Source organism: Streptomyces sp. JHA26 (assembly GCF_002005565.1).
In the GTDB taxonomy this organism is placed as follows: Bacteria; Actinomycetota; Actinomycetes; order Streptomycetales; family Streptomycetaceae; genus Streptomyces.
Genome location: NZ_BDJC01000004.1, coordinates 151,759 through 164,583 on the forward strand (window position 1 = coordinate 151,759; position 12,825 = coordinate 164,583).

The 12,825-nt window shown below is 69.6% G+C and carries 13 protein-coding genes; all 13 read left to right on the forward strand.

All coding sequences use genetic code 11. The features are described from left to right. The first annotated feature begins 33 nt into the window (after positions 1 to 33). The 13 genes from prmC (at position 34) to atpD (ending at position 12,725) form a co-directional block, all read left to right on the forward strand. A complete protein-coding gene (gene prmC / locus JHAT_RS04005; protein ID WP_077796625.1) occupies positions 34 to 879 on the forward strand; it encodes a peptide chain release factor N(5)-glutamine methyltransferase in 846 nt (281 codons plus the stop codon). A 50-nt stretch (positions 880 to 929) separates the two neighbouring features. After that, positions 930 to 1,577 carry an L-threonylcarbamoyladenylate synthase gene (locus JHAT_RS04010; RefSeq protein WP_077796626.1) on the forward strand — a complete coding sequence of 216 codons (648 nt, stop codon included), beginning with the start codon at positions 930 to 932 and terminating at the stop codon, positions 1,575 to 1,577. Next, on the forward strand, positions 1,574 to 2,251 hold the full coding sequence (locus JHAT_RS04015) for a protein-tyrosine-phosphatase (protein WP_077796627.1): 678 nt from the start codon (positions 1,574 to 1,576) through the stop codon (positions 2,249 to 2,251). The genes JHAT_RS04010 and JHAT_RS04015 overlap by 4 nt, the downstream gene beginning before the upstream one ends. A 126-nt stretch (positions 2,252 to 2,377) precedes the next feature. Next, positions 2,378 to 3,631 (forward strand): serine hydroxymethyltransferase, encoded by a 1,254-nt coding sequence (glyA, locus tag JHAT_RS04020; RefSeq protein ID WP_077796628.1) that lies wholly within the window; start codon positions 2,378 to 2,380, stop codon positions 3,629 to 3,631. A gap of 130 nt (positions 3,632 to 3,761) precedes the next feature. Next, on the forward strand, positions 3,762 to 5,060 hold the full coding sequence (locus JHAT_RS04025; protein ID WP_077796629.1) for an MraY family glycosyltransferase: 1,299 nt from the start codon (positions 3,762 to 3,764) through the stop codon (positions 5,058 to 5,060). A gap of 287 nt (positions 5,061 to 5,347) precedes the next feature. After that, complete coding sequence (locus tag JHAT_RS04030; RefSeq protein ID WP_077796630.1) at positions 5,348 to 5,782, forward strand: hypothetical protein; 435 nt, start codon at positions 5,348 to 5,350, stop codon at positions 5,780 to 5,782. A 225-nt stretch (positions 5,783 to 6,007) separates the two neighbouring features. Continuing rightward, entirely contained in the window at positions 6,008 to 6,829 is an 822-nt protein-coding gene (atpB, locus tag JHAT_RS04035; protein ID WP_077796631.1) for a F0F1 ATP synthase subunit A, read from the forward strand. 73 nt (positions 6,830 to 6,902) lie between these two features. Continuing rightward, positions 6,903 to 7,142 carry an ATP synthase subunit C gene (locus JHAT_RS04040; RefSeq protein ID WP_005311859.1) on the forward strand — a complete coding sequence of 80 codons (240 nt, stop codon included), beginning with the start codon at positions 6,903 to 6,905 and terminating at the stop codon, positions 7,140 to 7,142. A 44-nt stretch (positions 7,143 to 7,186) separates the two neighbouring features. Next, a complete protein-coding gene (locus tag JHAT_RS04045; RefSeq protein WP_077796632.1) occupies positions 7,187 to 7,744 on the forward strand; it encodes a F0F1 ATP synthase subunit B in 558 nt (185 codons plus the stop codon). A gap of 5 nt (positions 7,745 to 7,749) precedes the next feature. Then, on the forward strand, positions 7,750 to 8,565 hold the full coding sequence (locus JHAT_RS04050; RefSeq protein ID WP_077796633.1) for a F0F1 ATP synthase subunit delta: 816 nt from the start codon (positions 7,750 to 7,752) through the stop codon (positions 8,563 to 8,565). Positions 8,566 to 8,748: 183 nt separating this feature from the next. Then, positions 8,749 to 10,338, forward strand: a complete 1,590-nt coding sequence (gene atpA / locus JHAT_RS04055) for a F0F1 ATP synthase subunit alpha (RefSeq protein WP_077796634.1) — start codon at positions 8,749 to 8,751, stop codon at positions 10,336 to 10,338. A 21-nt stretch (positions 10,339 to 10,359) separates the two neighbouring features. After that, complete coding sequence (locus JHAT_RS04060; RefSeq protein ID WP_077796635.1) at positions 10,360 to 11,277, forward strand: F0F1 ATP synthase subunit gamma; 918 nt, start codon at positions 10,360 to 10,362, stop codon at positions 11,275 to 11,277. After that, positions 11,277 to 12,725 (forward strand): F0F1 ATP synthase subunit beta, encoded by a 1,449-nt coding sequence (atpD, locus tag JHAT_RS04065; RefSeq protein ID WP_077796636.1) that lies wholly within the window; start codon positions 11,277 to 11,279, stop codon positions 12,723 to 12,725. The genes JHAT_RS04060 and atpD overlap by 1 nt, the downstream gene beginning before the upstream one ends. The last annotated feature ends 100 nt before the right edge of the window (positions 12,726 to 12,825 follow it).

Below are 12,825 nucleotides of genomic sequence, written 5' to 3' on the forward strand. Positions count from 1 at the left end.
CACCGGACCACAGCTCAGCCCCGGAGGACCAGCGTGAACCTGCTGCTCATGGAGGTGGCCCAGGCCACCCAGCGGCTGGCCGACGCCGGCGTGCCCTCGCCGCGCACCGACGCGGAGGAGCTCGCCGCGTACCTGCACGGCGTCAAGCGGGGCGAGCTGCACACCGTGCCGGACGCGGACTTCGACGCCCGGTACTGGGAGGTCGTCGCCCGCCGCGAGGCGCGCGAGCCGCTCCAGCACATCACCGGCCGCGCCTACTTCCGCTACCTGGAGCTCCAGGTCGGCCCCGGCGTCTTCGTGCCCCGCCCCGAGACCGAGTCCGTCGTCGGCTGGGCCATAGACGCGGTGCGCGCCATGGACGTCGTCGAGCCGTGCATCGTCGACCTGTGCACCGGCTCGGGCGCCATCGCGCTCGCGCTCGCCCAGGAGGTGCCGCGCTCGCGCGTGCACGCCGTGGAGCTGTCCGAGGACGCCCTGGTGTGGACCCGCAAGAACATGGAGGGGTCCAGGGTCGACCTGCGCCAGGGCGACGCCCTGACCGCCTTCCCGGACCTCGACGGCCAGGTCGACCTGGTCGTCTCCAACCCGCCGTACATCCCGCTCACCGAGTGGGAGTACGTCGCCCCCGAGGCCCGCGACCACGATCCCCAGATGGCCCTGTTCTCCGGCGAGGACGGCCTGGACCTGATCCGCGGCCTGGAGCGCACCGCGCACCGCCTGCTGCGCCCCGGCGGGGTCGTCGTCATCGAGCACGCCGACACCCAGGGCGGCCAGGTGCCGTGGATCTTCACCGAGGAGCGGGGCTGGGCCGACGCGGCCGACCACCCCGACCTCAACAACCGCCCCCGCTTCGCGACCGCCCGCAAGGCGATGCCGTGAGCGGCCCGACGACCCCGACCCCGCAGTACGTGTACGAGGAGGCCCGCTAAATGGCTCGGCGATACGACACCAACGACGCGACCGACCGTGTGACCGGTCTGCGCGAGGCCGCGTCCGCCGTCCGCCGTGGCGAGCTCGTGGTGCTGCCCACGGACACGGTGTACGGCATCGGCGCCGACGCGTTCTCGGCGGAGGCCGTCGGCGACCTGCTGGAGGCCAAGGGCCGGGGCCGCAACATGCCCAGCCCCGTCCTGATCGGCTCCCCGAACACCCTGCACGGCCTGGTCACCGACTTCTCCGAGAAGGCCTGGGAGCTGGTCGACGCCTTCTGGCCGGGCGCGCTGACCCTCGTCGCCAGGCACCAGCCGTCGCTGCAGTGGGACCTCGGCGAGACCCGCGGCACGGTCGCCGTGCGGATGCCGCTGCACCCCGTCGCCATCGAGCTGCTCACCGAGTTCGGCCCCATGGCCGTCTCCTCCGCCAACCTGACCGGCCACCCGGCGCCGGAGGACTGCGACGCCGCGCAGGCGATGCTCGGGGACTCCGTCTCCGTGTACCTCGACGGCGGCCCGACCCCCGGCAACGTCCCCTCGTCCATCGTCGACGTCACCCGCGAGGTGCCCGTGCTGCTGCGCGCGGGCGCGCTGTCGGCGGAGGAGCTGCGCAAGGTGGTACCCGACCTCGAGGTGGCGAATTGACGGCCCCTGAGACGGGGCGTGGCATAGGCATCGGGGAACGCGCCGCGGAGGTGACGACGACCTTCGGCTTTCCGCGCGACAGCTTCCGCATCCTCCACGTCAGCACGGGCAACGTCTGCCGCTCGCCCATCACCGAGCGGCTGACCCGGCATTTCGTGACGGAGCGCCTGGGCGTCCTGGGCGGCGGCCTCATCGTGGAGAGCGCGGGCACCTGGGGCCACGAGGGCGCCCCCATGGAGGCGAACGCGGAGACGGTCCTCGCGGAGTTCGGGGCGGACGCGGCCGGCTTCACCGGGCGCGAGCTGCTCGACGAGCACGTGATCCGCGCCGACCTGGTGCTGACCGCGACGCGGGACCACCGGGCGCAGGTCATCTCCATGGGGCACTCGGCGGGGCTGCGCACCTTCACGCTCAAGGAGTTCACCCGTCTGGTGAACGCCATCGACCCCGCGACCCTGCCGTCCCTGGACGAGGGCGTGGTCACGCGCGCGCGTGCGCTGGTGCGCGCGGCGGCCGCTCTGCGCGGGTGGCTCCTGGCGCCGACGGCGGAGGCGGACGAGGTGTACGACCCCTACGGGGCGCCGCTGCCGTTCTTCCGGTCGATCGGGGACGAGATACACCAGGCGCTGGACCCGGTGGTCACGGCGCTGACCGGGGTCGCCGCGCGGACGTGAGCGACGGCCCACGCGGCGGGGGCGGCCGCCCCGGCCGGGACGTCGTATCGCGGCAACCCGGGCGTTCGGGACCTTCCGGGCCTACATTGGTCGTACGTCACCGTCGACGCACGCCCGGAGCGCACCATGTCGGTCACCCACGCCCTCGAGGCCGATGACAGCACGCTCGGCGTCCTGCTGCGGCAGGATCCCGAGCTGGCCGAGATCCTGCTCGCCGAACGCCGTCGGCAGTCGACGACGCTCCAGCTGATCGCCGCCGAGAACTTCACGTCCCCCGCCGTGCTGGCCGCCCTCGGCTCTCCGCTCGCCAACAAGTACGCCGAGGGCTACCCGGGCGCCCGGCACCACGGCGGCTGCGAGATCGTCGACGTGGCCGAGCGGCTCGCCGTCGAGCGGGCCCGGGACCTGTTCGGCGCCGAGCACGCCAACGTGCAGCCGCACTCCGGCTCCTCCGCCGTGCTGGCCGCCTACGCCGCACTGCTGCGCCCCGGGGACACGGTCCTCGCGCTCGGCCTGCCGCACGGCGGTCACCTCACCCACGGCTCGCCCGTCAACTTCTCCGGCCGCTGGTTCGACTTCGTCGGCTACGGCGTCGACGCGGAGACCGGGCTCGTCGACCACGACCAGGTGCGCACGCTGGCCCGCACGCACCGGCCCAAGGCGATCGTCTGCGGGTCGATCGCCTACCCCCGTCACCTGGACCACGCCTTCTTCCGCGACGTCGCCGACGAGGTCGGCGCCTATCTGATCGCGGACGCCGCGCACCCCATCGGCCTGGTGGCCGGGGGAGCGGCGCCCAGTCCGGTGCCGTACGCCGACATCGTCTGCGCCACCACGCACAAGGTGCTGCGCGGCCCGCGCGGCGGCATGATCCTGTGCGGGAACGACCTGGCCGAGCGGGTCGACCGGGCCGTCTTCCCGTTCACGCAGGGCGGTGCCCAGATGCACACCGTCGCCGCGAAGGCCGTCGCGTTCGGCGAGGCACGCACCCCGGCCTTCGCCGCGTACACCCGTCAGGTGGTCGCCAACGCCCGCGTCCTCGCCGCCCGCCTGGCCGCCGAGGGCCTCGTCGTCACCACCGGCGGCACCGACACCCACCTGATCACCGCCGACCCCGCCCCGCTCGGCGTCGACGGCAGGACGGCGCGGGGACGGCTGGCGGCGGCCGGGATCGTGCTGGACTGCTGCGCGCTGCCGCACGCGGACGTCCGGGGCCTGCGCCTGGGCACCGCGGCGCTGACGACGCAGGGCATGGGGGAGCGGGAGATGGAGACGGTGGCCACGCTGCTCGCGGGGGTGCTGCGGGGCACCACGGACCCCGCCGTGGCACGGGACGACGTACGGGAGCTGGCCGCGCGGTTCCCGCCGTATCCGGAGTGAGGCGGGGTAGGCGCACACCTGTGCACAGCCGTCCGTGCAACCATCGTCGCTACCCGGAAGTCCTCACACGTATGCGTGCGTCGCTAGGGTGTGGGGCTGGGAATGGCCAGCGAGACCTGTGGGGAAGCCCGTGCGTGAATACCTGCTGACGCTCTGCGTCACGGCCGCGGTGACGTATCTGCTGACGGGGCCGGTACGGAAGTTCGCGATCGTGGCGGGGGCGATGCCGGAGATCCGGGCGCGTGACGTGCACCGGGAGCCCACTCCGCGGCTCGGCGGGATCGCCATGTTCTTCGGACTGTGCGCCGGCCTGCTGGTCGCCGACCACCTCACCAACCTCGGCGAGGTCTTCGAGAAGTCCAACGAACCGCGGGCCCTGCTCTCCGGGGCCGCCCTGATCTGGCTGATCGGCGTCCTGGACGACAAGTTCGAGATCGACGCCCTGATCAAGCTGGGCGGCCAGATGATCGCCGCCGGCGTGATGGTGGTGCAGGGCCTGACCATCCTGTGGATCCCGGTGCCGGGCGTGGGCAACGTGGCGCTGACCCAGGGGCAGGGCACCCTGCTCACCGTCGCGCTGGTGGTCATCACCATCAACGCCGTGAACTTCGTGGACGGCCTGGACGGGCTGGCGGCGGGCATGGTGTGCATCGCCGCGTGCGCGTTCTTCCTGTACGCCTACCGCATCTGGTTCGGCTACAACATCGAGGCGGCGGCCCCCGCCACGCTCTTCGCGGTGATCCTCATGGGCATGTGCCTGGGCTTCCTGCCGCACAACATGCACCCCGCCCGCATCTTCATGGGCGACTCCGGCTCGATGCTGATCGGCCTGGTGCTGGCCGCCGGCGCCATCTCGGTGACGGGCCAGGTCGACCCGGACGCCATGCGGCTCTTCTCCGGCTCCGAGCGCAACACCGTGCACCAGATGGTGCCGGTCTACATCCCGCTGCTGATGCCGCTGACCATCATCGCCATCCCGGCCGCCGACCTGATCCTGGCGATCGTCCGGCGCACCTGGCGCGGCCAGTCGCCGTTCGCCGCGGACCGGGGACACCTGCACCACCGGCTGCTGGAGATCGGGCACTCCCACAGCCGCGCGGTGCTGATCATGTACTTCTGGTCGGCGCTGATCGCCTTCGGCGCACTCGCCTACTCCGTCAACGCGGCGTCGATGTGGATCGTGCTGGGCGTCGTCTTCCTCAGCGCGGTCGGCCTGGTGCTGCTCCTGCTGCCGCGCTTCACCCCCCGCGCCCCGCGCTGGGCCGAGCGCTTCGTGCCGCCGCGCTACCGGCGCCGCCGCGCGGCGGCCACCGACGCGTCGGCGGCCGCGGAGGGGACGGAAGATGCGGAGGGTCGAATTCCGGTATCCGTCGGCGTCTCGGGCGCCAACGGCGCCACCGCCGTCGGTCCCCGCTCGGGCGCAAGGTAAGAATCTGACGAGAGCATTGCCAACTCGTGGGGGAGCAAAGCGCCGTAATACCAGACAAGTCGGTGCGGTAATTGCACAGACGCGCACTGTCACTCTCATGTGTGACAGCCAGCACACCCTCAGGTAAAGACCTCATCAAATAGTTTGTGATACGGTTCACGAGAACCCCCGGGTAGAGCCTAAGGACCGTAGTGCGACGGTCTCTTGGCCGTCAGGACTCCGTTCGGCCCGGGACTACGCTCGTCCATGACGACACACTGCCCCCTGTGAAAAGCGGAGTTGCCGCCATGCCGTCCAATGACGCCCGGATCTTGCTTCAGGCCGCCGTGCCCACGGCTGCCGTCGGCGCCGTAGCCGCCGTCGTCAGCGCCGTGGTCGCCGGCGGCAAGGGAGCGGTCGGAGCCGTCGTCGCGACCGTGGTGGCGATGCTCTTCATGGGCATCGGTCTCTACGTCCTGCAGCGCACCGCCAAATCGCTTCCGCACCTTTTCCAGGCGATGGGTCTGATGCTCTACGCGGCGCAGATCCTGCTGCTGTTCGTCTTCCTCGCCGTCTTCAAGAACACGACGCTGTTCAACCCCCGGTCCTTCGCGATCACTCTGGTCGCCGTCACGCTCGCGTGGATCGCCGCGCAGACGAGGGCCCACATGAAGGCCAAGATTCTTTACGTCGAGCCCGAGCCGACGGGTAAAAAGCCCGAAAAGACGGGCCACCCGTCGTGAGGGGTAGGGCCGGGATAAAGAGGCATGTGAAGTCCTGCTATCGTCCGGTGCCAACTGCGGCATCGCGGGCGCGGGCATCCCAGCTGACGCCTGTTCCATCGCGAGGCGAGATGCCCCACAGCCGCCCCCACATCCGTAACACCAGTCCCGTGCCGAACAGCGGCCCCGCGCCGCGCCGACACAACGAGGTTGCCGTATCCATGCGCCACGCTGAAGGAGCCCGCGGTGAGTGCTGACCCGACGCAGGTGCTCGCCTTCGAGACCGACTGCCACATCTTCGACGGCTGTGGCTTCCCGGCTCCCGGCCTGCACTCGTTCCTGTTCGAGCCCCTCTGGGGCGACGCGGACAGCAGCGTCTACTTCAACAAGACGATGTTGCTGGCGCTGCTCGGCTCGCTCGTCGTCATCGGCTTCTTCTGGGCCGCCTTCCGCAAGCCGAAGGTCGTCCCGGGCAAGCTCCAGATGGTCGCCGAGGCCGGTTACGACTTCATCCGGCGCGGCGTCGTGTACGAGACCATCGGCAAGAAGGAAGGCGAGAAGTACGTCCCGCTGGTCGTCTCGCTCTTCTTCTTCGTCTGGATGATGAACCTCTGGTCGATCATCCCGGTCGCCCAGTTCCCCGTCACCGGCATCATCTCGTACCCGCTGGTGCTGGCCCTGATCGTCTACGTCCTGTGGGTCTCGCTGACGTTCAAGCGGCATGGCTTCGTCGGCTTCTTCAAGAACGTGACCGGCTACGACAAGTCGCTCGGTGCGGTGCTGCCGTTGGCCATGACCATCGAGTTCTTCTCGAACCTCTTCGTCCGGCCGTTCACCCACGCCGTCCGACTGTTCGCGAACATGTTCGCGGGTCACACCCTGCTGCTGCTGTTCACGATCGCGAGCTGGTACCTGCTGAACGGCATCGGCATCGCCTACGCCGGCGTCTCGTTCATCATGACGATCGTGATGACGGCCTTCGAGCTCTTCATCCAGGCACTGCAGGCATACGTCTTCGTGCTCCTGACCTGCACCTACATCCAGGGCGCCCTCGCCGAGCACCACTGAGCGTCCCGTCCCCTAACACCTGGTCGTCCGGTGGCCAACCCCCACCGGTCCGTAAAGAAAAGGAAGAACTGGCATGTCCCAGACCCTTGCCGCTGTCACCGGTGACCTGAAGGCTCTCGGCTCCATCGGCTACGGCCTCGCTGCCATCGGCCCCGGCGTCGGCGTCGGCATCATCTTCGGTAACGGCACGCAGGCCCTCGCCCGCCAGCCCGAGGCCGCCGGCCTGATCCGCGCCAACCAGATCCTCGGCTTCGCCTTCTGTGAGGCGCTCGCCCTGATCGGTCTGGTTATGCCGTTCGTCTACGGCTCCTGATCACCTCAGGCTGACGACCAGTAACCCAGACGAAAGGCAACGACATGAGCCAGCTGCTCATTCTGGCGGCTGAGGGGGAGGCAGAGAACCCCCTCATCCCGCCGATCCCCGAGCTCGTCATCGGCCTCATCGCCTTCGTCATCGTCTTCGGCTTCCTCGCCTGGAAGCTCCTCCCGAACATCAACAAGGTTCTGGAAGAGCGTCGCGAGGCCATCGAGGGCGGTATCGAGAAGGCCGAGGCCGCGCAGACCGAGGCCCAGAGCGTCCTCGAGCAGTACAAGGCCCAGCTCGCCGAGGCCCGGCACGAGGCCGCGCGCCTGCGCCAGGAGGCGCAGGAGCAGGGCGCCACGCTCATCGCCGAGATGCGCGCGGAAGGCCAGCGGCAGCGTGAGGAGATCATCGCCGCCGGTCACGCCCAGATCCAGGCCGACCGCAAGGCCGCCGCGTCCGCGCTGCGCCAGGACGTCGGCAAGCTGGCCACCGAGCTGGCCGGCAAGCTCGTCGGTGAGTCCCTCGAGGACCACGCCCGGCAGAGCCGCGTCATCGACCGCTTCCTGGACGAGCTCGACGGCAAGGCGACGACGGCAGAGGCAACCCGATGAGTGGGATGCACGGAGCGAGCCGCGAGGCCCTGGCCGCCGCACGTGAGCGTCTCGACGCGCTGACGGACTCCACGTCCGTGGACGCCGGCTCGCTCGCCGACGAGCTGGCCGCCGTCACCGCGCTGCTCGACCGCGAGGTGTCGCTGCGTCGGGTCCTCACCGACCCGGCGCAGGCCGGTGAGGCCAAGGCCGAGCTCGCCCAGCGACTCCTGGGCACTCAGGTCAGCGGCCCCGCCGTCGACCTGGTGGCCGGCATGGTGCGCTCCCGCTGGTCGCAGTCCCGCGACCTGGTGGACGCGCTGGAGGAGCTGGCGAACACCGCCGACCTCACCGCCGCGCAGAAGCGCGGCCGGCTCGACAACGTCGAGGACGAGCTGTTCCGGTTCGGCCGGATCGTCGCCTCGAACACCGAGCTGCGCGCCGCGCTGACCAACCGGTCGGCCACCACCTCGGCCAAGGGCGAGCTGCTGCGCAGCCTGCTCGGCGGCCGGGCGGAGCGGACCACGGAGCGTCTGGTGACGCGCCTTGTGACCGCGCCGCGGGGACGTAGCCTGGAGTCGGGACTCGAGTCCCTGTCCAAGCTCGCCGCCGACCGGCGGGACCGGATGGTCGCCGTCGTCACCTCGGCGGTGCCGCTGAACGACACGCAGAAGCAGCGCCTCGGCGCCGCCCTCGCGAAGATCTACGGCCGTCCGATGCACCTCAACCTCGACGTGGACCCCGAGGTCCTCGGCGGGATCCGGGTGCAGGTCGGTGACGAGGTCATCAACGGCTCCATCGCGGACCGTCTGGAGGAAGCCGGCCGCCGCCTGGCGAGCTAGCGACCACGGCGGCCGCGGCGACGAGCCGATGGCGGCCGCCGGCACAGCACAACAAGCAGTACGTACTTACGACGGCCCTGGTTGGGCCGTGCAGAGGATTCACCTCTTACTGGGGGGAGTCCCGAATCGTGGAATACCCCCCAAGTGAAACTTCGGGCCCAACAAGGAGAGCAGGGAACTCAGATGGCGGAGCTCACGATCCGGCCGGAGGAGATCCGGGACGCACTGGAGAACTTCGTCCAGTCGTACAAGCCGGACGCGGCCTCGCGCGAGGAGGTCGGTACGGTCACCCTTGCCGGCGACGGCATCGCGAAGGTCGAGGGCCTGCCCTCGGCCATGGCCAACGAACTGCTGAAGTTCGAGGACGGCACCCTCGGCCTCGCCCTCAACCTCGAGGAGCGCGAGATCGGTGCCATCGTCCTCGGTGAGTTCAGCGGCATCGAGGAGGGGCAGCCGGTCTCGCGTACCGGTGAGGTCCTCTCCGTGGCCGTCGGCGAGGGCTACCTCGGCCGCGTCGTCGACCCGCTCGGCAACCCGATCGACGGCCTCGGCGAGATCGAGACCTCGGGTCGCCGCGCCCTCGAGCTGCAGGCCCCCACGGTCATGCAGCGCAAGTCGGTGCACGAGCCGATGGAGACGGGCTACAAGGCCGTCGACGCCATGACCCCGATCGGCCGCGGTCAGCGTCAGCTGATCATCGGCGACCGCCAGACCGGCAAGACCGCCCTGGCCGTCGACACGATCATCAACCAGCGCGACAACTGGCGCACCGGCGACCCGAACAAGCAGGTCCGCTGCATCTACGTCGCCATCGGCCAGAAGGGCTCCACCATCGCGTCGGTCCGCCGCGCGCTGGAGGAGAACGGCGCGCTGGAGTACACGACCATCGTCGCCGCCCCGGCGTCCGACCCGGCCGGCTTCAAGTACCTGGCGCCGTACACCGGTTCGGCCATCGGTCAGCAGTGGATGTACGAGGGCAAGCACGTCCTGATCATCTTCGACGACCTGTCGAAGCAGGCCGACGCCTACCGCGCCGTCTCCCTGCTGCTGCGCCGCCCGCCGGGCCGCGAGGCCTACCCGGGTGACGTCTTCTACCTGCACTCCCGTCTGCTGGAGCGCTGCGCGAAGCTCTCCGACGACATGGGCGCCGGCTCGATGACCGGTCTGCCGATCGTCGAGACCAAGGCCAACGACGTCTCGGCGTTCATCCCGACCAACGTCATCTCCATTACCGACGGCCAGTGCTTCCTGGAGTCCGACCTGTTCAACGCCGGCCAGCGTCCGGCCCTGAACGTCGGCATCTCGGTCTCCCGCGTCGGTGGCTCCGCCCAGCACAAGGCCATGAAGCAGGTCTCCGGCCGTCTGCGCGTGGACCTCGCCCAGTTCCGCGAGCTGGAGGCGTTCGCCGCCTTCGGTTCCGACCTGGACGCCGCGTCGAAGGCGCAGCTGGAGCGCGGTCAGCGCATGGTCGAGCTGCTGAAGCAGGACCAGTACCAGCCGATGTCCACCGAGGACCAGGTCGTCTCCGTCTGGGCCGGCACCACCGGCAAGATGGACGAGGTGCCCGTCGCTGACATCCGCCGCTTCGAGAAGGAGCTGCTGGAGTACCTGCACCGTCAGGAGCAGGGCCTCATGACCTCCATCCGCGAGGGCGGCAAGATGTCCGACGACACCCTGCAGGCCGTCGCCGACGCCATCACGGCGTTCAAGAAGCAGTTCGAGACCTCGGACGGCAAGCTGCTCGGCGAGGACGCCCCGTCCGCCGCCAAGTGACGTAAGGAAGGGACCTGACTCATGGGAGCCCAGCTCCGGGTCTACAAGCGTCGCATCCGATCCGTCACCGCGACCAAGAAGATCACCAAGGCGATGGAGATGATCGCCGCCTCGCGCGTCGTCAAGGCGCAGCGCAAGGTGGCGGCCTCCACGCCGTACGCGCAGGAACTGACCCGCGCGGTCACGGCGGTCGGCACCGGTTCGAACACGAAGCACCCGCTCACCACGGAGGCGGACAACCCGACCCGTGCCGCGGTCCTGCTCCTCACCAGCGACCGCGGTCTGGCCGGCGCCTTCAACTCCAACGCCATCAAGGCCGCGGAGCAGCTGACCGAGCGCCTCGAGCGCGAGGGCAAGCAGGTCGAGACGTACATCGTCGGCCGGCGCGGTCTGGCCCACTACAACTTCCGCGAGCGCAAGGTCGCGGAGTCGTTCACGGGCTTCACCGACGAGCCGACGTACGCGGACGCCAAGAAGGTCGCGGCACCGCTGATCGAGGCCATCGAGAAGGAGACGGCCGAGGGCGGCGTGGACGAGCTCCACATCGTCTACACCGAGTTCGTCTCGATGATGACGCAGACGGCGGTCGGCTCCCGGCTGCTGCCGCTGCGCCTCGAAGAGGTCGCGCAGGAGTCGGCGGCGAAGGACGAGCTCCTCCCGCTGTACGACTTCGAGCCGTCGGCGGAGGACGTCCTCGACGCCCTGCTGCCGCGCTACGTCGAGAGCCGCATCTACAACGCGCTGCTCCAGTCGGCCGCTTCCAAGCACGCCGCCACGCGGCGCGCGATGAAGTCGGCCACCGACAACGCGGGCGAGCTGATCAACACGCTCTCCCGTCTTGCCAACGCGGCCCGCCAGGCCGAAATCACCCAGGAAATCAGCGAGATCGTCGGTGGCGCGAGCGCACTGGCCGACGCGACCGCGGGGAGTGACAACTAATGACCACCACTGTTGAGCCGACCGCTGCGTCGGGCGTGGCCACCGGCCGCGTCGCGCGGGTCATCGGCCCGGTCGTCGACGTGGAGTTCCCCGTCGACGCGATGCCGGACATCTACAACGCCCTCCACGTCGAGGTCGCCGACCCGGCGCAGGCGGGCGAGCTCAAGACGCTGACCCTGGAGGTCGCCCAGCACCTGGGTGACGGCCTGGTCCGCACCATCTCCATGCAGCCCACCGACGGCCTGGTCCGCCAGGCCCCGGTGACCGACACGGGCACGGCCATCTCCGTCCCCGTCGGCGACTTCACCAAGGGCAAGGTGTTCAACACCCTCGGTGAGGTGCTGAACGTCGACGAGCAGTACACCGGTGAGCGCTGGCCGATCCACCGCAAGGCGCCCAACTTCGACGAGCTCGAGTCGAAGACCGAGATGTTCGAGACCGGCGTCAAGGTCATCGACCTGCTGACCCCGTACGTCAAGGGCGGCAAGATCGGTCTGTTCGGCGGCGCCGGCGTCGGCAAGACGGTGCTCATCCAGGAGATGATCTACCGCGTCGCCAACAACCACGACGGTGTCTCCGTGTTCGCCGGTGTCGGTGAGCGCACCCGTGAGGGCAACGACCTCATCGACGAGATGAGCGAGTCGGGCGTCATCGACAAGACCGCGCTCGTCTTCGGCCAGATGGACGAGCCCCCGGGCACCCGTCTGCGCGTGGCCCTCGCCGGCCTGACCATGGCGGAGTACTTCCGCGATGTGCAGAAGCAGGACGTGCTGTTCTTCATCGACAACATCTTCCGCTTCACCCAGGCCGGTTCCGAGGTGTCGACCCTGCTCGGCCGCATGCCCTCCGCGGTGGGCTACCAGCCGAACCTGGCCGACGAGATGGGTCTCCTCCAGGAGCGCATCACCTCGACCCGCGGTCACTCGATCACCTCGATGCAGGCGATCTACGTCCCCGCGGACGACCTGACCGACCCGGCCCCGGCCACCACCTTCGCCCACCTCGACGCGACGACGGTTCTCTCCCGTCCGATCTCCGAGAAGGGCATCTACCCGGCCGTGGACCCGCTGGACTCGACGTCCCGCATCCTCGACCCGCGGTACATCGCGGCGGACCACTACCAGGCCGCGATGCGCGTGAAGAACATCCTGCAGAAGTACAAGGACCTGCAGGACATCATCGCGATCCTCGGTATCGACGAGCTCGGCGAGGAGGACAAGCTCGTCGTCCACCGTGCCCGTCGCGTGGAGCGCTTCCTGTCCCAGAACACCCACGTCGCCAAGCAGTTCACCGGCGTGGACGGTTCGGACGTGCCGCTGGACGAGTCGATCGCCGCGTTCAACGCGATCTGCGACGGTGAGTACGACCACTTCCCGGAGCAGGCGTTCTTCATGTGCGGTGGCATCGAGGACCTGAAGAAGAACGCCAAGGAGCTCGGCGTCTCCTGAGCCCCGTGCTCATCGTGAGCCCCACGGCTCACACCGGAGGGGGCGGGCACGTCCCGCCCCCTCCGGCACGCCCCTTAGACTTGTAACCAACACCCGGCTC

Coding starts and splice junctions, on each gene's coding strand:
- JHAT_RS04010 (WP_077796626.1), top strand. CDS start 930: ATGGCTCGGCGATACGACACCAACGACGCGACCGACCGTGTGACCGGT.
- glyA (WP_077796628.1), top strand. CDS start 2,378: ATGTCGGTCACCCACGCCCTCGAGGCCGATGACAGCACGCTCGGCGTC.
- JHAT_RS04030 (WP_077796630.1), top strand. CDS start 5,348: ATGCCGTCCAATGACGCCCGGATCTTGCTTCAGGCCGCCGTGCCCACG.
- JHAT_RS04040 (WP_005311859.1), top strand. CDS start 6,903: ATGTCCCAGACCCTTGCCGCTGTCACCGGTGACCTGAAGGCTCTCGGC.
- JHAT_RS04045 (WP_077796632.1), top strand. CDS start 7,187: ATGAGCCAGCTGCTCATTCTGGCGGCTGAGGGGGAGGCAGAGAACCCC.
- JHAT_RS04050 (WP_077796633.1), top strand. CDS start 7,750: ATGCACGGAGCGAGCCGCGAGGCCCTGGCCGCCGCACGTGAGCGTCTC.
- atpA (WP_077796634.1), top strand. CDS start 8,749: ATGGCGGAGCTCACGATCCGGCCGGAGGAGATCCGGGACGCACTGGAG.
- JHAT_RS04060 (WP_077796635.1), top strand. CDS start 10,360: ATGGGAGCCCAGCTCCGGGTCTACAAGCGTCGCATCCGATCCGTCACC.
- atpD (WP_077796636.1), top strand. CDS start 11,277: ATGACCACCACTGTTGAGCCGACCGCTGCGTCGGGCGTGGCCACCGGC.